Below are 18,873 nucleotides of genomic sequence, written 5' to 3'. Positions count from 1 at the left end.
AGCCGCGTTTCGTGAATCCCGCTGCCCGCTCCGGTAGACTTGGACAGGTCGGGCGACCTGGTAGATATAGGGTCGCCGCACCCGATTTTCGATCTGGATCAGCATGCAAGTTCTGGTTAGCAACGACGACGGCGTAGAGGCTCCGGGCATCCGGATCCTTGCCGGGCGCCTGGCCGAGTTCGGCACGGTGACCGTGGTCGCCCCTGACCGCGATCGCTCCGGCGCGAGCAATTCGCTCACCCTCGATGCCCCTATCCGGGCCAATCGCATGGAGAACGGGTTCTACCGCGTCGCAGGCACGCCGACGGACTGCGTCCACCTCGCGCTGGCGGGCATGCTTGACCACGAGACCGACATCGTCGTCTCCGGCATCAACAATGTCGCCAACCTCGGTGACGATGTCATCTACTCCGGCACGGTCTCGGCCGCTATGGAAGGGCGCTTCCTCGGTCTTCCCGCTATCGCCGTTTCCCTGGTCACGAAGGAGGGCTCCGGCCGTCACTTCGATTCGGCGGCAAGCGCGGTACTCATGATCATGCGTCGCCTGATCGTCGACCCGCTCCCGGCCGACACCATTCTCAATGTGAACGTGCCCGACCTCCCGTGGGAAGACATTCGCGGTTTCGAGGTCACCCGGCTGGGCAAGCGCCATCGCGCGGCGCCGGCCATCCGCACCGAAGATCCGCGCGGCCGCACCATGTGGTGGATCGGGCCACCGGGCGAAATCGACGATGCCGGCCCCGGCACCGATTTCAACGCGGTCAGCCGCGGCTTCGTGTCGGTCACCCCGATCCACACCGACCTGACCCGTTTCCAGGCGCTGGAAAAAGTCAGCAGCTGGATGCTCCCGCTGTCTTCGGCGATGGGTAACGAGGAGGCGGCCTGAAGTGGTGAACCTGCATGCCCTGCCAGCCTCGGCCCTACGCGGCGAGGGGATGACCTCGCAGCGCGCGCGCGACCGCCTGGTCGCGAAGCTGGTCGAGGAAGGTATTCGCGACGACCGCGTCCTCGAAGTCATCCGGCAACTGCCGCGACATCACTTCATCGACCAGGCGTTGCATTCGCGCGCCTATGAAAACACCGCACTACCGATCGGGCATGGCCAGACCATTTCCCAGCCCTGGATCGTCGCCCGCATGACCGAGGCGCTGATCGAACACGGCGTACCCGAGCGCGTGCTCGAAATCGGCACGGGCTCTGGCTACCAGGCTGCCGTGCTCGCCGGCATCGTGACCACGGTCTATACGGTGGAGCGGATCGAAGAGCTGCTGCGCCAGGCGCGCCGCCGGTTCCGTCAGCTTGGAATCGAAAACCTCCGCTCGCGCCACGACGACGGCAAGCTGGGTTGGGAGTCGGACGCACCGTTCGACGCCATCATCCTCACCGCCGCCGGCGATCGCGTGCCGATGAAACTACTCGACCAACTCAAGCCGGGCGGGATACTTGTCGCCCCGGTGGGCGGCCCGAGCCAGCAAGTGTTGTTGCGCCTGCGCAAGGGCGAAGACGGCGAAGTGATCCGGGAAGAACTGGGCGCGGTCAGTTTCGTGCCCTTACTCGGCGGCATCGGTTGATGCGCCTCCACTACAGGGAAACCCGCTGAATGCGGATGTTCGCTTCGCTCTACGAACGCGCCATCGTCTGGGCACGCCATCGTCATGCGGTCCGCTACCTCGCAGGCCTGTCCTTCGTCGAAGCGTTCATTTTCCCGATCATGCCCGAAGTGATGCTCGCGCCGATGATGCTGGCCGAGCCGCGCAAGGCATTCCGCTATGCGAACTGGAGCCTGCTGTTTTCGCTGGCAGGTTCGGTGGTCGGCTACATGCTCGGCCACTATGCCTACGAGGCACTGAAGCCGCTGCTCGACTCGATGCATCTGCTCGCGCCGATCGAAAAGGGCGTCGCCAGCCTGCAAGCCGACATGGCCTCACATTCGTTCGCGCTGTACGTCGTGCTCGCGATGGCGGCTCTGCAGCCCGTGGTGCCGATGAAGTTCGTGACCTGGGCCGCCGGCATCGTCGGCGTGCCGCTGTTGCCCTTCCTGCTCTGCGTACTCATTGGCCGCGGCAAGCGGGTCTGGCTGCTGGCGTTGCTCGTCCGGCTGTTCGGTGAACGCGCGGAGCGGGTCCTGCATAAACACATAGAGTGGATAGGTTGGGCTGCTATCGTGGCAGTCGTCCTCCTGGCCGTCTGGTGGTTCCTGCTGCGATGAGTGCCCGTGAAAGGAAATCCGCGATGCTCATGATTCGTCCGCTCGCCCTGGCGGGCGTGCTGTCGGCCGCCGTGGTCCTGGCCGGTTGTGATGTCACGCGTAGTTCCGTCGTCGTCACGCGAAGCCCGGGTGGCTATGCGCCGACGCATACCGCTACGCCTTCCCCGGCGCCCCCGGGCGGCAGCTACCGGGTCATGAAGGGCGACACGCTCTACAGCATCGCTTTCCGCAATAAGGTGGATTTCCGCGACCTGGCCAGTTGGAACGGCATCGCTTCGCCGTACACCATCTGGCCCGGGCAGGACCTGCGGCTGTCGCCGCAGGGGCACGAGACCAAGCCGGCTCCGTCGCACGCCGCTCCCGTGGTCGTTGCGGCGCCGCCACCCAGCGGCAGCACGCCGCATGCGACACCTCCGCCGACACAGCCTGCCTTCCAGAGCGTGACTGAGGCCGATGTGGCGCCCCCTGCCGTGCCGGCACCCGCAACCACGACGAACACGCCTGTGGTCGTGGCCGGCAAGCCTGCGGAATCCGTGGTCCCCGTGCCGGTTCCGGTTCCAGTCCCGCCGCCGGGCGGCGCGAATGCGTCTGCGCCAGTGCCCTCCCCGGTACCCGCGCCTGTGGAGAACCCCCCGGCGGCGACGCCTATCGTTACCAGCGGCGCGTCGCGCAACGCGGGCGGCATCGCCTGGCGTTGGCCTGCCGACGGCACGATGTTGAAGAAGTTTTCATCGAGTGACGCCATTCCCGGTATCGAGATCGGCGGCAAGGCCGGCGACCCGGTGCGCTCGGCGGCCGACGGTGTCGTCGTCTACAGCGGCAATGGCCTGGTCGGCTATGGCGAGCTGGTCATCATCAAGCACAGCGACAGCTTCCTCTCCGCCTACGGCCACAACCGAAAGCGACTGGTAAAGGAAGGCGAGAAGGTGAAAGCTGGCCAGGCGGTAGCGGAAATGGGCTCGAGCGGCGCGACGCGCGACGAACTCCAGTTCCAGATCCGCCGCGACGGCAACCCGGTCGACCCCCTGCAGTATTTGCCCGCCAAATAGGCGGGCGGACCTCGCTCGGTAGGAGCCGATTCATCGGCGAATGTAAGACCATGTGGGAGCCGATTCATCGGCGAATGTAAGACCATGTGGGAGCCGATTCATCGGCGAATGGCAAATAAACGCGCTGCGCAGCAGCGCCTCCTTCAGGTCGCTGGCCTCAGTCCACACCAAGGCCGGAAGAAGAGCTCGCCGATGAATCGGCTCCTACAAAAAGCTCGCTCGGCCTTAGCGCTTGCTGCGAATCTCAAACGCCTGCAGGTGCGCGAATGCCACCTCGAGCATCGGCGCCTTGATCCCCGCATCCTGTGCACGACGGAGCATGTCGCCGACAATATGGTCGGCCTCGATGCGCTGCCCCGATTCCAGGTCGCGGAGCATGGAGGCGGTCAGCGGCGAGCCTTCCTGTGTCAGGGTTTTCCAGGCGAAAGCGCGGGCATTGTCCGGTACGGCATGGCCGGAAGCGCGGGCCACTGCCAGGCATTCCTCATACATCTGCTCGGTGAGCTGGCGACCATCGTTCGTAGCGACGATGTCGCCGACGCTGGCGCGGAACAGGCACGTCGCCCCGGCAAGCGTGGCAAGGAAAGAGAACTTGGCCCAGAGGTCGCGCTCGATATCGGCTGAGTGCGTGTGGTCGACGTTCGCCGTGGCGAAGGCGTTGGCGATGGCGGCACAACGGCCGTCATGGTCGCCGCCGGCACGCTCGCCGAAGGTCACCGACGCCCCGTTGCCGAAATGGAGGATTTCGCCGGCCGGACCCTTCGCCGCGCTGATCACGCACATGCCGCCGATGACCCGGTCCGGACCGAAGCGCTTGTCTAGCACGGGGTAGTGAGCCAGGCCGTTGAGGACCGGAAGGATAGCGGTGGCTTCGCCGACCGCCGGGTCGATCGCCTCGATGGCCGAGTGCAGGTCGTAGGCCTTGCACGAGAGCAGCACGAGGTCGAAGGCGCCCGCCGCCGCGACGGTATCGGCGGTGACGTGCTTTACCGTCAGGTTGGCGTCGCCAAAAGGGCTCTTGATGACCAGGCCCGTGGCGTCCAGCGCCGCTGCCCGGGCCGGCCGGACCAGGAAGGTCACATCCGCGCCACTCTGGCTCAGACGACCGCCGAAATAACCACCGGTGCCGCCGGCGCCGAGGACGAGAATGCGCATGGCTCGCTTACCCCTGGGGCAGGATGAAGGCCGCCAGGACCTTGCGGCCCTCGCCGGCCAGAAGGCTATAAGTGCGTGCGGCCGAGCCGTTGGTCATCGCCTCGACGCCGATGCCCTGGCGCAGGAAGCCGGCCATGACCTCGGCCGGCGGGAAGACCTGGCGTTCGCCGGTGCCGATGATGACCAGCTCGGGCTTCAGGGCGGCGATCAGGGCGACATCGTCCAGGGTGAGCTGCTTCGCGTCGGTCACCGGCCAGTCCTCGACGACCTTTTCAGGCGTCAGCAGGAGGCTCTTGTGGAAGTCGCGGTCGACGATGGTGACCGTGTCCGCGCCGACCCGGCGCACGAAGAGGTACTCGCCAGGGTGCTCGAACGAGAGGTCCATGGCGGGTTACCGGGGCAGGGCGAGCTTCGGGTCCTGCTCGTTCCGGCGGAACAGGACGACGATATGGCCGATTTCCTGGACCTTTTCGGAGCCGGTCTGGCTGGTCAGGAAGTCGATCTGGGCCTGGCGCTCGTCCTTGTCGCCTCCGGAGAGCTTGACCTTGACCAGCTCGTGGATATCCAGGGCCTGGGCGAGTTCCTTGGCCACCGCCTCGGTGGCGCCCTTGTTACCAAGCAGGACGACCGGCTTGAGATCGTGGGCCATGCTGCGGAGATAGCGGGACTGTGTAGGGGAAAGCGACATTGCGTTCAGGTTCGATGTGCGGCTGACAGGCGTCAAAGGGTATCATGCAAGGCCCGCTCCTTATTAAGACTCTGGTCGAAAGCCATGGCACGCAGCAAGACCAGCTCCCAGTGGCTGAAAGAGCACTTCGACGACCCCTACGTCAAAAGGGCTCAGGCGGAAGGCGCGCGCTCGCGCGCCATCTACAAGCTCGAGGAGCTGATCGAGCGCGATCGCCTCATCAAACCCGGCATGACCATCGTCGACCTCGGCGCCGCCCCGGGCGGCTGGTCCCAGCTGGCTCGCCAGCGCCTGGGCGATACCGGCAGGGTCATCGCCATGGACATCCTGCCGATGGCCAGCCTGGCCGGCGTCGAGTTCATGCAGGGCGATTTCCGCGAAGAATCCGTTCTTCACGAGCTGGAGTCCATGCTCGGTGGCCAGAAGGTCGATCTTGTCCTGTCGGACATGGCCCCCAATATGTCGGGTGTGGCACTGGCCGATCAGATCCGCGCGATGGACCTTTGTGACCTGGCTCGGGAGTTCAGTCTCAGCTGGCTCAAGCCGGGTGGTTCATTCCTGGTGAAATTGTTCCAGGGCGTGGGGTTCGACGAGTACCTTAAGAACTTGCGCACTGACTTCAGTCGCGTGACGATGCGTAAACCGAAAGCCTCCCGCGCACGTTCGGCGGAGGTGTATGCACTGGCGACCGGCCTCAAGCCGGCGTCCCGGTAACCTGGCGAGAACACCGCATGAATGAGATGGCAAAAAATCTGTTGCTCTGGCTGATCATCGCGGTGGTCCTTCTGACCGTGTTCCAGACCTTCAATCCCCATGGTGGATCGTCGCAGGACATGTCCTATACGACGTTCGCCCAGAACGTCGATAACGGCAATGTCGCCAGCGGCACGATCACCTCCACGGCGCCGCCGACCATTACCGGCAAGCTGAAGGATGGCGGCGCGTATCGCACCGTCGTACCCGTGGTCGGCCTGTCCAGCAGCGACCTCGTCAAGCAGATGCGCGACAAGGGCGTCGAGCTCCGCCAGGAGCCGGCGGATAACGGCTTCTCCCTGCTCGGCCTGCTGTTCAACTGGCTGCCCATCATCATCTTCGTTGCCGTGCTGATCTGGTTCATGCGCCAGATGCAGGCCGGTTCCGGTGGTCGCGGCGCCATGAGCTTCGGCCGCTCGCGCGCCAAGCTGCAGGGCGAAGACCAGGTCAAGGTCAACTTCACCGACGTCGCCGGTTGCGATGAGGCGAAGGAAGAAGTGGGCGAACTCGTCGAGTTTCTCCGCGACCCGGGCAAGTTCCAGAAGCTCGGCGGCAAGATTCCCCGCGGCGTCCTGATGGTGGGTCCGCCGGGTACCGGTAAGACGCTGCTCGCCAAGGCGATCGCCGGCGAAGCCAAGGTGCCGTTCTTCTCGATCTCCGGTTCGGACTTCGTCGAAATGTTCGTCGGCGTCGGCGCAAGCCGCGTGCGCGACATGTTCGAGCAGGCCAAGAAGCATGCTCCCTGCATCATCTTCATCGACGAGATCGACGCCGTCGGCCGCCATCGTGGCGCCGGCATGGGCGGCGGTCACGACGAGCGCGAGCAGACGCTGAACCAGCTGCTGGTCGAAATGGATGGCTTCGAAGGCACCGAGGGCGTCATCGTCATCGCCGCCACGAACCGTCCCGACGTGCTCGATCCGGCCCTGCTGCGCCCGGGTCGCTTCGACCGCCAGGTCGTCGTCGGCCTGCCGGACGTGAAGGGTCGCGATCAGATTCTCAAGGTGCACATGCGCAAGGTGCCCACCGCGGCCGACGTCGAGCCGATGGTCATCGCGCGCGGTACCCCTGGTTTCTCGGGTGCGGACCTGGCCAACCTGGTCAACGAGGCGGCGCTGTTCGCTGCGCGTGAGAATGCCCGCGAAGTGCGCATGAGCCACCTGGACCGCGCACGCGACAAGATCCTCATGGGTACGGAGCGTCGCTCCATGGCCATGAATGACGAAGAGAAAAAGCTCACCGCGTATCACGAGGCGGGCCACGCGATCATCGGTCGCCTGGTTCCCGAGCACGATCCGGTCTACAAGGTCACAATCATTCCGCGCGGTCGCGCGCTGGGCGTCACCATGTACCTGCCCGAAGGCGACCGTTACAGCATGAACAAGGTGGCGATCGAATCGCAGCTCTGCTCGCTGTACGGCGGCCGCGTTGCCGAGGAACTCATCTTCGGACACGACAAGGTCACCACCGGCGCGTCGAACGATATCGAGCGTGCGACCAAGATGGCCCGCAACATGGCGACGAAGTGGGGCCTGTCCGACGAACTCGGCCCGGTCACCTACGGCGAAGAAGAAGACGAAGTCTTCATCGGCCGCTCCGTCACGCAGCACAAGAGCGTCTCCAACGAGACCGCACGCAAGATCGACGAAGTGGTGCGCACCATCCTTGATCGCGCTTACGCGCGCAGCAAGGAGCTGCTGACCACGAACATCGACAAGCTGCACATCATGGCCGAGACACTCCTGCAGTACGAAACGATCGACGCGCGGCAGATCGACGACATCATGAATGGTCGCGAGCCCGGCCCGCCGATCGACTGGACCAAGCCTGGTTCGCCGCCTCCGCCGCCCCCGCGTGGCGACGCTGGCTCAGCACCGGACAAGGTCGGCAAACCTGCTACGCAGCTGTAAGAAGGGAAGGGCGGCCACTGGCCGCCCTTCTTCGTTAGGAGCTGTTGCTCGTCTGTAGGAGCCGATTCATCGGCGAACGGGTGCTCGCGAATAGCCACCCATGACGCATTCAGACGGCCAATCACCCCATTTGTTACCAATCCGAGAAAAAAACTTTCAGAAAAGTGTTGACGCCCACGTCCGATATCTGAATAATTCCGCTTCTCGACACGGCGCCAACGCTTCACAGCGGCAGGCAACGAGTCAAAGGTTTAAAGTGTGCGCCCGTAGCTCAGTTGGATAGAGTACCAGGCTACGAACTTGGTGGTCGGGAGTTCGAATCTCTCCGGGCGCACCATCTTTAAAAGCGGTTGAAAGTGTGGTGTGTTCATACGGATTGACGGGCTTGGGCTAGACCCGTAACATTTGAAGGCTTCACCAGGTTGTATCGGTGAGTGCTTTAAGTTTCGGGGTATAGCTCAGTCTGGTAGAGCGCCAGCTTTGGGAGCTGGATGTCGGGGGTTCGAATCCCTCTGCCCCGACCAGTCGGCGTTCTACGTACAGTGCCTGCGCCTGTAGCTCAACCGGATAGAGCATCGGCCTTCTAAGCCGACGGTTGCAGGTTCGATTCCTGTCGGGCGCGCCAGATCGTGTTTTATGGTGGGCGTAGCTCAGCTGGTTAGAGTACCGGATTGTGATTCCGGATGTCGTGGGTTCGAGTCCCATCGTCCACCCCACTTACAACGTGCGATGTGTTTCAAAATGGGCCGTTAGCTCAGTTGGTAGAGCAGTTGACTCTTAATCAATTGGTCGTAAGTTCGAATCTTACACGGCCCACCATTTTGGAAGGCGCTTAGGGAAACCTAAGCGCCTTTTCTTTTTTGCCTTCATTCTTCCGCGAGCAGAGCGATGGAAAACGGCAAGCCAGACAAACCGAAAAGACCGCGACGTGACGGTCGTCCAGGATCGGGTCTGCTGATCCGGCCCCATGCGGGCGCGGAGACGCGGGTGAAGTCGGGTGGGCGTGCGGAGAGCGCCTCTGACTCTGCTGGGGCGACGTCGAGCGGCCAGTCAGCCACTCGACGTCCTCGAACTCTCGAAGACTCAAAAATCTCAGAGTAATCGCCGCTTTCGCGGATCAGAAGATGCTGAAAGAATTTGCATCGTGCACACATTGGCCGCCGCCGCATGTGGTCATTCTGGTGGGTGCTGTTCCTGCCGAAGGCATAAAGCAGTTGACGTAGACGTTGCTGCTGCCGGAGACCCCACCAGGTGTTGGGTCGCTGGCCGACTGGCGGCACCGATTATCGACGACAAGGTCGCTGGTGACCGCGCTTGCGGAGTCAAGGCGATACGTCGACGTGCCACGGTGCACCGAATTCTGGTTTGCGGAGACAACATAGTTTCCGGGGGCGACCGCTTGCAGATGGGAGGATCAGGATCGGGGTATGCGCGACTCGATTGAATACGCAAATTCTGAAAAATGGCCTGCATTTGATCTGGGCTTCGCGGCGCCCCCTGGGCCGCATCCATCCGCGCATACCGCAGCGATAGACCTGAGGCGGCGCGAGACCTAGAATGACGCCGCGAGCGAGAGTGGCGGAATTGGTAGACGCACCAGATTTAGGTTCTGACGGGTAAAACCGTGCGGGTTCGAGTCCCGCCTCTCGCACCAACCAGGGATCGAACCATGACCAGTGACGAGCAGCTCGTTCGCCGCCTGTACGAAGGGTTCAATCGGAGGGATATCGAGGCGGTCCTTGCCGCCTTGGCCGACGACGTAGCCTGGGCTAACGGCATGGAAGGGACCCACGTCCACGGGCGCGATGCCGTCCGGGAATACTGGACCTACCAGTGGTCGGTCATTGACCCGTCAGTCGAGCCGCTGAGCGTCGCTCGAGGCGCCGATGGTGCGACGATCGTTGAAGTGCGCCAGGTCGTGCGCGATCTTCAGGGTCAGATGCTTCTGGACGAAGTCATCCGCCACGCGTTTCACGTAAAGGATGGCCGGGTGCAACGCTTCGATATCGTCGGTCCCTCCGAACTCAAGAACGTTTCCCAGTAATCCGACCCGAAGGGTCACGGAAGGATAGTCGCCTTGAATTCAGTGCAGGGGAGCGGGGTGAGATTGTGGTGGTCAAGAGTTGCCGGGGTTGCGGCCCTGGCTGGCTTTTGTGTCGCGCTGTCCATCCACGTGCGAACCATTCTTCATCTACCGACTCCAGCGGAATCCTGGGCGGGCTGCCCGCTTTCGTTTTCTCTGTTTGCCGGCGCATTTCTCGTGTTCATGCCGATGATTCGTGACGCGAGTGACGGCCGGATCGGTGGGGTATCGAACTCGCGAATCGTTGCTGGGATGCCGCCGTGGGCACGCGTCGCGATAGGCGTGTGTGCCATCTATGTCGCTATCAACTTCGTCTGGGGCCTGGTCGGCCACGGCTACAAGGTGAACCTGTCGGACGGCCACGCTGTCGCTTACGCGTCAGGCGCCTCGCGAAGACTCAGCGATGGAGAGTATCGCGACTACCTGGTGTGGCAGGCCCGCATGTGGTCGGGCCACCTTCTGATCTTCTACCTGGTTCCGGCGTTTTACTTTCTTTGCGGGCCGGGGGCGAAAGAAAAGACTGCATGAAGAATTTTCGTAGTCTCCGCGGGTCAGGATCCCAGCAGCTTCAAGAGGCCAAGAGCCGCAGCGAAGGTTCCGGCAACTGCCACGTAAGGATACCAACGCGCCTCTGCGTTGATCTTCATGGTCTCGGCAGTGATCTTGCGGATTTCCGCGCGGAGCTTCTCTCGCTCGTCGTCGATCATAGGTATCGTCTCCGGCTGGGCCGGCGGTGGCATGGCGGGCATTGCGTACTCCAAGCGTAGCACCGGCGATTTCGTCCGGGATGGGTGCATGCAAGGTTAGAGAGGCGGCATACGCAGCGCTGTCAGCCAATGTCACTAAAAAGCCCAGGGTCACATCACCTTCGCGACGAGGCGATCAGGTAGGTGTCTGTGTTCGACGGGCTACGATTGTTCCCAAAACGGCAAGCACCACCGTAATCGCAAAGTTCGCCACAAACGCCGCGGTATGCGACACGTTCAACAGCGCAGCGAACAGCGTGCCGCCTATCGCCAGTGTCGTTGCGACCATCAATGATTCACACAGCTGCAACGCCGAGCTGTTGCTGCCTTGCTCGTGTTCACCCGACATGGAAAGTGCGAGAATGGCGACGGTGCCGTAGAGCATGCCCATGCCGAGGCCGGTCAACAGCCAGCCCAACACAGCCGCGTACACGGGCATCCACGGAAACGTGGCGAGCGATGCGGTGACGACGCCGAGCACCATGAGTGCGGTGCCTCGCGTGAGAAGTGCCTGCCGGGAGATGGCCGCGTAGTGTCCCTGGTACCACGAGCCTGAGAACCATCCGATCGCGCCGACGCTGATAGCGAGGCCCGACCAGGTGGGTGACAGGCCGTGCTGCGTCGAAAACACCAAGGGGAGAAAAGCTTCGGCGCCGAAGAAGGCAGAAGCGGCCACGCCACGCAGTGCGATAACGGCAGGCAGTCCGCGCGCCGCACGCAGTGTTCCCGCAGGAAGCAGGCGGTGGCCGCAGACGAAAAGGATGGTTACGGCGGAGATGAAGCTCACCACTGCCGCCCAGCCGCGTTCCTGTCCGGCAATGAAAAGCAGGCAGGTGCCGACCGCAGCACCGATCGCGTTGACCATGCGTCCCGGCTTGTCTTCCTGCACATGTGTCGGCGCTGCGAGGGAGTTGAGCGCGCCGCGGAGGGCCGCCGCGGCAGGCAGGGCAAGCAAGGGAACCGCGAGGAACACCCAGCGCCAGCCGAAGTGCTCGACAATGGCGCCGCTGATGGCGGGACCGATCAGTGCCGGCAGCACCCAGCCCGCCGAGAACGAGGCGAACACCTTCGGCCGAAGTGATTCCGGGTAGAGGCGCGCGACGATCACATAGAGCGCAGGCGACAGGCAGCCCGCCCCGAGGCCCTGGACGAGACGGCCGATGATCAGCGTCGGCATGTCGTGGGCGAAACCCGCGATCAGCAGGCCGGCCACGAAGCCGAGCAGGCCGGTCCAGACGGCCGGGGCCGGGCCTTTACGGTCGCTCCAGCGCCCCGAGAGGGCCATGCCGATGACGCTGGTCGCGAGAAGGCCGCCGAAGGCCAGGGCGTAGAGGCGAAGGCCGTCCAGCTCGCGCGCGACCGTCGGCATGGCCGTGGTCACGGCCAGCGCCTCGAAGGCGAGCAGGGAGATCAGCGCGACCATGCCGATCGTTGCGGCGCGGTAGGTCGGGGAGAGGATGCCCTCGGCGCGGGGAGTCGCCGCGGGCTGGGTAAGGTCTGGGTTCGACATGCCCACGTTCATTCTTTCTTCCTTGGGGGTGGGGAGTTTCGCACGCTTGCGTGCGGTGCCTGGGGCGAGCAGGATGGGACCTCAACTTTGGTTGAGGTCAAGCGATGCGGGAATTGAGCGTAGGCGAGGCGGCACGACGCGCGGGTGTGGCGGTTTCGGCTCTGCACTTCTATGAACGAAAAGGGCTGATCCAGAGCCTGCGAACGTCGGGGAATCAGCGGCGCTACGCAAGCGACGTGCTCCGCCGGATCGCGGTCATCCGGGTGGCCCAGCGGGTCGGCATCCCGCTGGAGGCCGTACGGCGGGCGTTTTCCACCCTGCCGGACGAGCGGACGCCCAGCCGTGAGGAATGGGCGAAAATGTCGGCGGCATGGCAGGACGAGCTTGAGGATCGGATCAATCAGCTGATGAATCTGAAGGAAAAACTGACCGAATGCATCGGCTGCGGCTGCCTTTCGCTTACGGCGTGTGCCCTGGCCAATCCGGGCGATGCGCTGGCGGCTGATGGTGGCGGTCCGAGGCGCTGGACCCCCGGCTGACGCCTGTTGCGGCGGTAGAGGGGCAAAACGTAGAATGGGCAGTCATTTGCGGGGTTTTTCACCCCATCGCGCCACGACTCGTGGTGGTTTCAGGAGAGGTCATGCAGGTTTCGGTTGAGAATGTCGGCAAGCTCGGGCGCAAGCTCACGGTGAAGTTTCCGGCTGAGCGCCTCGAGTCGCAGGTCAGCCAGCGCATCGCGGAGATGGGTCGCACGGTGCGTCTGAAGGGCTTCCGTCCCGGCAAGGTTCCCACCAACGTGATCAAGCAGCGCTTCGGCGCGCAGGTCCGTGGCGAGGCGCTGTCCGAGCTGATCGGCAGCACCCTGCGCCAGGCCGTCGAGCAGGAAAAGCTCCAGCCGATCGCGAACCCGGCGGTGGACACCACGGGCAATCCCGAGAATGGTGAAATCGCCTACACCGCGACTTTCGAGATCATGCCGGAGTTCCCGGCCATCGACGTCGCGGCGCTCGAAATCGCCCGTCCGAAGGCCGAAGTGAAGGACACCGACATCGACAAGATGATCGAAACCCTTCGCACGCAGCGTCGTAGCTTCGACGAAGTAGATCGCGCCTCCAAGGACGGCGACTTCGTCATGTTCGAGTACGCCGCTGAAGCCGGCGACTACCGTTTCCCGACCGAAGGCCTGGAGCGCGCTGGTAGCGTGCTCGGCTCGGGCACCCTGTTCAAGGCGCTCGACGAGGCCCTTACCGGCCGCTCGGCCGGCGAAGACCTGGTCCAGGACGTGGCTTTCCCGGAAGACTTCCGTAATCCGGAGCTCGCCGGCAAGACCGCCAAGGTCACCTTCAAGATCGTCAAGGTGCAGGAGCCGAACCTGCCGACCATCGACGCCGAGTTCGTGCAGCTGTTCGGCGTGGCCGACGGCGACATCGAGACCTTCCGCAAGGAAGTCCGTGCCAACCTCGAGCGCGAGCTCAAGGCCTCCGTCATGGCTCGCCTGAAGTCCGAAGTCGCCGAGAAGCTGGCCAACGCCTTCCCCGAGCTCGACGTACCGGAGCTGATGGCCGATGCCGAAGCGCGCAGCCTTGCCGCCGGCAACCTGCCGCGCGGCCAGGAGCCGAGCCCGCAGATGGTCGCCGAGGCCACTCCGTTTGCTCGCAAGCGCGTGCTCGCCGCACTGCTGATGGGTGAAATCGCACGCAAGAATGAGATCCGGCTCGATCGCAAGCGCATGGCGGAAATGCTTTCCGCGATCGCTTCGACCTATGAAGAACCGGAGAAGGTCATTGAACTGTATAACGGCGATCCCCAACTGATGTCGGGACTGCAGAACCGCGTGATGGAAGATCAGGTGGCTGAGTGGGTGGCGGATAACGCCAAATCCACCGACCAGGAACTGAGCTTCGACGAGGTGATGCGCCCGATCGGTGCCTAATCGCATCGGTCACTTGCAACTGCCGGGCCCCACACGAAGGAGAGACCGCATGTCCATGGCTCCGATCCAGAACCTCAACCTGGTGCCCATCGTCGTCGAACAGACCTCACGCGGTGAGCGTTCGTACGATATCTACTCGCGTCTCCTCAAGGAGCGCATCATCTTCGCCGTGGGGCCGGTCGACGATTACATGGCCAATGTGATCGTCGCCCAGCTGCTGTTCCTTGAGTCGGAAAATCCGGACAAGGACATCAACCTGTACATCAACAGCCCGGGCGGCTCGGTCACGGCCGGCATGGCGATCTACGACACCATGCAGTTCGTCAAGCCGGACGTCAGCACCATGTGCATCGGCCAGGCCGCCTCCATGGGCGCCCTGTTGCTGGCGGCAGGTGCGGCGGGCAAGCGTTACTCGCTGCCGCATTCGCGCATCATGATCCACCAGCCCTGGGCTGGCGGCATCTCGGGTCAGGCCACGGACATTGAGATTCACGCCCGTGAAATTCTGACCATGCGCGAGCGTCTCAACGCCATCCTTGCCCACCACAGTGGCAAGACGGTCGACGAGATCGCCCGGGATACCGAGCGCGACCGCTTCATGAGTGGCGCCGAGGCCCAGGCCTATGGCCTGATCGACTCGATTCCCGAAAAGCGCACGGTCGACACCGTCCGTTCAGCTTGATTTGAACGTTTTCGCTTGTGAAAACCGGCACTTCGCTCCTGATTCCAGGGGCGAAGTGCTGTGCTATTCTCAAAGCGTACCTGGATTCTCAGTAGGGCCCAAAGCATGAGCGACGAGCGGCAGAGCCGTTCCAACGACGGCGGCAAGATTCTTTACTGCTCCTTCTGCGGCAAGAGCCAGCATGAAGTGCGCAAGCTGATCGCCGGCCCCAGCGTGTTCATCTGCGACGAATGCGTTGAGCTGTGCAACGACATCATCCGCGAGGAACTGGAAGAGAAGGCGGCCTCCGGCCGGACCCAACTTCCCAAGCCCCGCGAAATCATGGATGCCCTCGACCAGTACGTGGTCGGCCAGACGCGCGCCAAAAAGGCGTTGTCCGTCGCGGTCTACAACCACTACAAGCGCATTGAATCGCGCCAGAAGAACGACGAGGTCGAGCTCGGCAAATCCAATATCCTCCTGATCGGTCCGACCGGTTCGGGCAAGACGCTGCTGGCTGAAACGCTGGCGCGCCTGCTCAACGTGCCGTTCACGATCGCCGATGCCACGACTCTCACCGAGGCGGGCTATGTCGGTGAGGATGTCGAGAACATCATTCAGAAGCTTCTGCAGAAGTGCGACTACGACGTCGAGAAAGCGCAGAGCGGTATCGTCTACATCGACGAAATCGACAAGATCTCGCGTAAAAGCGAGAACCCGTCGATCACCCGCGACGTTTCCGGCGAAGGCGTGCAGCAGGCCCTGCTCAAGCTCATTGAGGGCACACTCGCCTCGGTGCCGCCGCAGGGTGGCCGCAAGCATCCGCAGCAGGAATTCCTGCAGGTGGACACTCGCAATATCCTGTTCATCTGCGGTGGTGCGTTCTCGGGCCTGGAGAAAGTCATCCAGCAGCGTTCCGAGACCACGGGCATCGGCTTCGGCGCCGAAGTCCGTTCGAAAGAACGTACGGAGAACGTCGGCAAGATGCTTTCGGAAGTCGAGCCGGCGGATCTCGTCCGTTTCGGTCTGATTCCCGAGTTCGTCGGCCGCCTGCCGGTGGTCGCCACGCTCGACGAACTCGATGAGGCTGCCCTCGTGCAGATTCTCACCGAGCCGAAGAACGCGGTCACCAAGCAGTTCAAGAAGCTGTTTGACATGGAAGGCGCCGAGCTGGAGTTCCGCCCGGAGGCCCTGTCCGCCATCGCCCGTCGCGCGCTCAAGCGCAAGACCGGTGCACGTGGACTGCGTACCATTCTCGAACAGGTGCTGCTCGACACGATGTTCGAACTGCCCTCGCTGGAACATGTCAGCAAGGTCGTGGTCGACGATGCCGTGATCGATGGCCAGGCCGAGCCGTATCTCATCTACCGCGGAAACCTGCAGCAGCGGATCGCGGGCGAGGGCGGCGACGCAGCCTGATCCCAGCGTGACGCAAGCTACCGCGGCCCCGGCGTCCAGCGACGCCGGGGCCGTTTTTCTTTGTGCCGGCGGCTCTTGATCGTCGATACGCGAACCACCACTTGACTGGTATGGCGGCTCCGGCGCAGTGTCGGGGCGAACCCCAAATTCTCTGAGGGAAACCCCAAGCACATGGCGAAGAATCGCAGCCAAACCACGAGCGGATCCGAGTTGGACCTGTTGCCGGTCCTGCCCCTGCGTGACGTCGTCGTCTACCCGCACATGGTCATTCCGCTGTTCGTGGGTCGTGACAAGTCCATGCGCGCGCTGGAGCGGGCGATGGAAGGCGAACGGCAGATCCTGCTCGTCGCCCAGAAGAGCCCCGACATCGACGATCCGTCGATCGGCGACCTCCACTCGGTTGGCACGCTCGCGGGCGTCCTGCAATTGCTGAAGCTGCCCGACGGCACCGTGAAGGTGTTGGTCGAAGGTCAGTCGCGCGTGCAGATCGACGCCTTCGAGGACGAAGCCGGCATGATGAGCGGCAAGGCCCGCGTCATCGAGCCCATCTACAGCAGCAACGAACGCGAACTCGATGTCGTCTCGCGTTCGCTCGTTTCCCTGTTCGAACAGTTGGTCAAGCAGAGCCGCAAGCTCCCGCCGGAAATTCTCGCGACGCTCTCGGGCATCGACGATCCGTCGCGTCTTGCCGACTCCATCGCCGCTCACCTCTCCGTGCGCATGGGCGACAAGCAGCGCGTCCTTGAAGCAGCCGATGTCGGCCAGCGTCTCGAGTTGCTCATCGGTCTGGTCGACGGCGAGATGGATCTGCAACAGGTCGAGAAGCGCATTCGCGGCCGCGTGAAGTCGCAGATGGAAAAGAGCCAGCGCGAGTACTACCTCAACGAGCAGATGAAGGCTATCCAGAAGGAGCTGGGTGAGGGCGAAGAGGGCGCGAACGAAATCGAAGAGCTGCAGAAGAAGATCGACGCCGCCGGCATGCCCAAGGCCGTGCTTGCCAAGGCGCGTAACGAATTCAACAAGCTCAAGCAGATGTCGCCGATGTCCGCCGAGGCCACCGTGGTCCGCAACTACCTCGACTGGGTGGTGGGCGTGCCGTGGAAGAAGCGCAGCAAGGTTCGCAAGGATCTCGCGCTCGCCCAGGAAACCCTCGACGCCGACCACTTCGGTCTGGAGAAGGTCAAGGAGCGCATCCTCGAGTACCTCGCTGTGCAGCAGCGCGTGAACACGATGAAGGGCCCGATTCTCTGCCTCGTCGGTCCGCCCGGCGTGGGCAAGACCTCGCTGGGCCAGTCCATTGCCAAGGCGACCAACCGCAAGTTCGTTCGCATGAGCCTGGGTGGCGTGCGCGACGAAGCCGAGATCCGTGGCCATCGTCGTACCTACATCGGTTCGATGCCCGGCCGTATCGTGCAGAACCTCAACAAGGTCGGCACGAAGAACCCGCTGTTCGTGCTGGATGAAATCGACAAGATGTCGATGGACTTCCGTGGCGATCCCTCGTCGGCCCTGCTGGAAGTGCTCGATCCCGAACAGAACAACGCGTTCAACGATCATTACCTGGAAGTCGATCTCGACCTCTCCGAGGTGATGTGGATCGCTACCGCGAACTCGCTCAACATTCCCGGCCCGCTGCTCGACCGCATGGAAGTGATCCGTATCCCCGGTTACACCGAGGACGAGAAACTCAATATCGCGCTGAAGTACCTGGTGCCCAAGCAGCTGAAGGCGAACGGCCTGAAGGCTGAAGAGCTGACGGTCGGCGAAGACGCGCTGCGCGACATCGTGCGCTACTACACGCGCGAATCCGGCGTGCGTAACCTCGAACGCGAGATCTCCAAGATCTGCCGCAAGGTCGTCAAGGAAATCGCGTTGGGTACCGTGCCGGCGAAGGCCAAGGCCAAGGTGAAGAAGTCGGCGGCCAAGGCGGTGAAGGGCAAGGTGCTCGCGCCGGACCAGGTGCGCGTGGACGGCGAGAACCTCGACCACTTCCTCGGCGTGCGCCGCTTCGACTTCGGTCGTGCGGAACTGCAGAACGAAGTGGGCCTGGTCACTGGGCTGGCCTGGACCCAGGTCGGTGGCGATCTGCTCAGCATCGAAGCGTCGGTGGTTCCGGGCAAGGGTCGCCTGATCCAGACCGGTCAGCTCGGCGACGTGATGAAGGAATCGATCCAGGCCGCGCTCAGTGTCGTTCGTGCCCGGGCCGAAGCACTGGGTATCGATCCGGACTTCCACCAGTCGCTCGACATCCATATCCATGTGCCGGAAGGCGCTACGCCGAAGGACGGTCCGAGCGCTGGTATCGCCATGTGCACGGCGCTTGTATCGGCCCTTACCAAGGTGCCGGTGCGCTCCGAGGTCGCCATGACCGGTGAAATCACCCTGCGCGGTCGCGTGCTGCCGATCGGTGGCCTGAAGGAGAAGCTGCTCGCGGCCCATCGCGGCGGCATCACCACGGTGATCATTCCGGACGAGAACCGGAAAGATCTGATCGACCTGCCGGAGAACATCACCAGCTCGCTGGCGATTCATCCGGTGAAGTGGATCGACGAGGTGCTCAATCTCGCGCTCGAGCGTCCGCCGGCCCCGAAGAAGGCCGGTGACGGCGGTCAGGCCGTCGAGGTGCCCCTCGAAGAGGCCAAGGCGGGGAAGGGTAAGGGCAAGGCGTCGCCCTCGCTCACGCACTGATCCGGGCCGATCGTTTCGTATCACGAACAAGGGCGCACGCAAGTGCGCCCTTTTCGATTTCGCTGTCCT

Annotated in this window: 18 protein-coding genes and 6 tRNA genes; 19 read left to right on the top strand and 5 right to left on the bottom strand. The window is 63.3% G+C overall.

The window, feature by feature from the left end; genetic code table 11:
* Positions 1-103: 103 nt before the first annotated feature.
* The 4 genes from surE to C8J98_RS14970 are packed head-to-tail and all read left to right on the top strand — an operon-like array spanning position 104 to position 3,258.
* Complete coding sequence (gene surE, locus C8J98_RS14985) at positions 104-886, top strand: 5'/3'-nucleotidase SurE (RefSeq protein WP_107913980.1); 783 nt, start codon at positions 104-106, stop codon at positions 884-886.
* Between the two features lie 4 nt (positions 887-890).
* Positions 891-1,571, top strand: a complete 681-nt coding sequence (locus C8J98_RS14980; protein ID WP_107914011.1) for a protein-L-isoaspartate(D-aspartate) O-methyltransferase — start codon at positions 891-893, stop codon at positions 1,569-1,571.
* 29 nt (positions 1,572-1,600) lie between these two features.
* Complete coding sequence (locus C8J98_RS14975) at positions 1,601-2,209, top strand: DedA family protein (RefSeq protein ID WP_107913979.1); 609 nt, start codon at positions 1,601-1,603, stop codon at positions 2,207-2,209.
* A 29-nt stretch (positions 2,210-2,238) separates the two neighbouring features.
* Positions 2,239-3,258: a peptidoglycan DD-metalloendopeptidase family protein gene (locus C8J98_RS14970; protein WP_107914010.1), complete on the top strand. Its 1,020-nt coding sequence runs from the start codon at positions 2,239-2,241 to the stop codon at positions 3,256-3,258.
* Positions 3,259-3,483: 225 nt separating this feature from the next.
* On the opposite strand, the gene panE is transcribed toward C8J98_RS14970, so the two are convergent.
* From panE to yhbY, 3 genes are read right to left on the bottom strand one after another with little or no spacing between them, the layout of a single operon-like run.
* Positions 3,484-4,413, bottom strand: a complete 930-nt coding sequence (panE, locus tag C8J98_RS14965) for a 2-dehydropantoate 2-reductase (protein WP_107913978.1) — start codon at positions 4,411-4,413, stop codon at positions 3,484-3,486.
* A 7-nt stretch (positions 4,414-4,420) separates the two neighbouring features.
* Entirely contained in the window at positions 4,421-4,798 is a 378-nt protein-coding gene (locus C8J98_RS14960) for an Mth938-like domain-containing protein (protein ID WP_107913977.1), read from the bottom strand.
* A gap of 6 nt (positions 4,799-4,804) precedes the next feature.
* Positions 4,805-5,101: a ribosome assembly RNA-binding protein YhbY gene (yhbY, locus tag C8J98_RS14955; RefSeq protein ID WP_046968793.1), complete on the bottom strand. Its 297-nt coding sequence runs from the start codon at positions 5,099-5,101 to the stop codon at positions 4,805-4,807.
* An 84-nt stretch (positions 5,102-5,185) separates the two neighbouring features.
* Between yhbY and rlmE the strand changes: the two genes are divergently transcribed.
* From rlmE to C8J98_RS21965, 10 genes are all read left to right on the top strand, one after another.
* Complete coding sequence (gene rlmE, locus C8J98_RS14950) at positions 5,186-5,815, top strand: 23S rRNA (uridine(2552)-2'-O)-methyltransferase RlmE (RefSeq protein WP_107913976.1); 630 nt, start codon at positions 5,186-5,188, stop codon at positions 5,813-5,815.
* Between the two features lie 17 nt (positions 5,816-5,832).
* Positions 5,833-7,764, top strand: coding sequence for an ATP-dependent zinc metalloprotease FtsH (gene ftsH / locus C8J98_RS14945; RefSeq protein WP_199229927.1), 1,932 nt, complete (start codon positions 5,833-5,835; stop codon positions 7,762-7,764).
* Between the two features lie 260 nt (positions 7,765-8,024).
* Positions 8,025-8,101 (top strand) — tRNA-Arg (locus C8J98_RS14940).
* 110 nt (positions 8,102-8,211) lie between these two features.
* Positions 8,212-8,288: transfer RNA gene (locus C8J98_RS14935), tRNA-Pro, on the top strand.
* Positions 8,289-8,312: 24 nt separating this feature from the next.
* A tRNA-Arg gene (locus tag C8J98_RS14930) sits at positions 8,313-8,389 on the top strand.
* A gap of 14 nt (positions 8,390-8,403) precedes the next feature.
* Positions 8,404-8,480 (top strand) — tRNA-His (locus tag C8J98_RS14925).
* A 27-nt stretch (positions 8,481-8,507) separates the two neighbouring features.
* Positions 8,508-8,583, top strand: a tRNA-Lys gene (locus C8J98_RS14920).
* A 750-nt stretch (positions 8,584-9,333) separates the two neighbouring features.
* Positions 9,334-9,418: transfer RNA gene (locus C8J98_RS14915), tRNA-Leu, on the top strand.
* Positions 9,419-9,433: 15 nt separating this feature from the next.
* Positions 9,434-9,808, top strand: coding sequence for a nuclear transport factor 2 family protein (locus C8J98_RS14910; RefSeq protein ID WP_107913975.1), 375 nt, complete (start codon positions 9,434-9,436; stop codon positions 9,806-9,808).
* Between the two features lie 33 nt (positions 9,809-9,841).
* Positions 9,842-10,375 (top strand): hypothetical protein, encoded by a 534-nt coding sequence (locus C8J98_RS21965; RefSeq protein WP_146171646.1) that lies wholly within the window; start codon positions 9,842-9,844, stop codon positions 10,373-10,375.
* Positions 10,376-10,398: 23 nt separating this feature from the next.
* Here the strand turns inward: C8J98_RS21965 and C8J98_RS22185 are convergent, their stop codons facing one another.
* Together C8J98_RS22185 and C8J98_RS14895 are read right to left on the bottom strand one after the other, a co-directional pair.
* Positions 10,399-10,554: a hypothetical protein gene (locus C8J98_RS22185; protein ID WP_181016733.1), complete on the bottom strand. Its 156-nt coding sequence runs from the start codon at positions 10,552-10,554 to the stop codon at positions 10,399-10,401.
* A 175-nt stretch (positions 10,555-10,729) separates the two neighbouring features.
* A complete protein-coding gene (locus tag C8J98_RS14895) occupies positions 10,730-12,103 on the bottom strand; it encodes an MFS transporter (RefSeq protein ID WP_107914008.1) in 1,374 nt (457 codons plus the stop codon).
* A 104-nt stretch (positions 12,104-12,207) separates the two neighbouring features.
* Between C8J98_RS14895 and soxR the strand changes: the two genes are divergently transcribed.
* The 5 genes from soxR to lon all read left to right on the top strand — a co-directional run bounded on the left by soxR (position 12,208) and on the right by lon (position 18,804).
* Positions 12,208-12,642, top strand: coding sequence for a redox-sensitive transcriptional activator SoxR (soxR, locus tag C8J98_RS14890; RefSeq protein WP_107913972.1), 435 nt, complete (start codon positions 12,208-12,210; stop codon positions 12,640-12,642).
* A gap of 101 nt (positions 12,643-12,743) precedes the next feature.
* The gene (tig, locus tag C8J98_RS14885) at positions 12,744-14,036 is read left to right on the top strand and encodes a trigger factor (RefSeq protein WP_107913971.1); all 1,293 of its coding nucleotides are present in this window, start codon (positions 12,744-12,746) and stop codon (positions 14,034-14,036) included.
* A gap of 49 nt (positions 14,037-14,085) precedes the next feature.
* Positions 14,086-14,718, top strand: a complete 633-nt coding sequence (gene clpP / locus C8J98_RS14880) for an ATP-dependent Clp endopeptidase proteolytic subunit ClpP (protein ID WP_046968784.1) — start codon at positions 14,086-14,088, stop codon at positions 14,716-14,718.
* Positions 14,719-14,823: 105 nt separating this feature from the next.
* The gene (gene clpX, locus C8J98_RS14875) at positions 14,824-16,116 is read left to right on the top strand and encodes an ATP-dependent Clp protease ATP-binding subunit ClpX (protein ID WP_107913970.1); all 1,293 of its coding nucleotides are present in this window, start codon (positions 14,824-14,826) and stop codon (positions 16,114-16,116) included.
* Positions 16,117-16,287: 171 nt separating this feature from the next.
* Positions 16,288-18,804, top strand: a complete 2,517-nt coding sequence (gene lon / locus C8J98_RS14870) for an endopeptidase La (RefSeq protein WP_107913969.1) — start codon at positions 16,288-16,290, stop codon at positions 18,802-18,804.
* Positions 18,805-18,873: the final 69 nt, after the last annotated feature.

The sequence above is a fragment of the Luteibacter sp. OK325 genome, from assembly GCF_003050935.1.
In the GTDB taxonomy this organism is placed as follows: domain Bacteria; phylum Pseudomonadota; class Gammaproteobacteria; order Xanthomonadales; family Rhodanobacteraceae; genus Luteibacter.
Note: the sequence above shows the minus strand (reverse complement) of the source record. Positions and strands in the feature narration are given on the sequence as shown.

Excerpts from the sequence above, each read along its gene's own strand:
- surE (WP_107913980.1), top strand. The coding sequence starts at position 104 with ATGCAAGTTCTGGTTAGCAACGACGACGGCGTAGAGGCTCCGGGCATC.
- C8J98_RS14975 (WP_107913979.1), top strand. The coding sequence starts at position 1,601 with ATGCGGATGTTCGCTTCGCTCTACGAACGCGCCATCGTCTGGGCACGC.
- C8J98_RS14970 (WP_107914010.1), top strand. The coding sequence starts at position 2,239 with ATGATTCGTCCGCTCGCCCTGGCGGGCGTGCTGTCGGCCGCCGTGGTC.
- panE (WP_107913978.1), bottom strand. The coding sequence starts at position 4,413 with ATGCGCATTCTCGTCCTCGGCGCCGGCGGCACCGGTGGTTATTTCGGC.
- C8J98_RS14960 (WP_107913977.1), bottom strand. The coding sequence starts at position 4,798 with ATGGACCTCTCGTTCGAGCACCCTGGCGAGTACCTCTTCGTGCGCCGG.
- yhbY (WP_046968793.1), bottom strand. The coding sequence starts at position 5,101 with ATGTCGCTTTCCCCTACACAGTCCCGCTATCTCCGCAGCATGGCCCAC.
- rlmE (WP_107913976.1), top strand. The coding sequence starts at position 5,186 with ATGGCACGCAGCAAGACCAGCTCCCAGTGGCTGAAAGAGCACTTCGAC.
- ftsH (WP_199229927.1), top strand. The coding sequence starts at position 5,833 with ATGAATGAGATGGCAAAAAATCTGTTGCTCTGGCTGATCATCGCGGTG.
- C8J98_RS14910 (WP_107913975.1), top strand. The coding sequence starts at position 9,434 with ATGACCAGTGACGAGCAGCTCGTTCGCCGCCTGTACGAAGGGTTCAAT.
- C8J98_RS22185 (WP_181016733.1), bottom strand. The coding sequence starts at position 10,554 with ATGATCGACGACGAGCGAGAGAAGCTCCGCGCGGAAATCCGCAAGATC.
- C8J98_RS14895 (WP_107914008.1), bottom strand. The coding sequence starts at position 12,103 with ATGTCGAACCCAGACCTTACCCAGCCCGCGGCGACTCCCCGCGCCGAG.
- soxR (WP_107913972.1), top strand. The coding sequence starts at position 12,208 with ATGCGGGAATTGAGCGTAGGCGAGGCGGCACGACGCGCGGGTGTGGCG.
- tig (WP_107913971.1), top strand. The coding sequence starts at position 12,744 with ATGCAGGTTTCGGTTGAGAATGTCGGCAAGCTCGGGCGCAAGCTCACG.
- clpP (WP_046968784.1), top strand. The coding sequence starts at position 14,086 with ATGTCCATGGCTCCGATCCAGAACCTCAACCTGGTGCCCATCGTCGTC.
- clpX (WP_107913970.1), top strand. The coding sequence starts at position 14,824 with ATGAGCGACGAGCGGCAGAGCCGTTCCAACGACGGCGGCAAGATTCTT.
- lon (WP_107913969.1), top strand. The coding sequence starts at position 16,288 with ATGGCGAAGAATCGCAGCCAAACCACGAGCGGATCCGAGTTGGACCTG.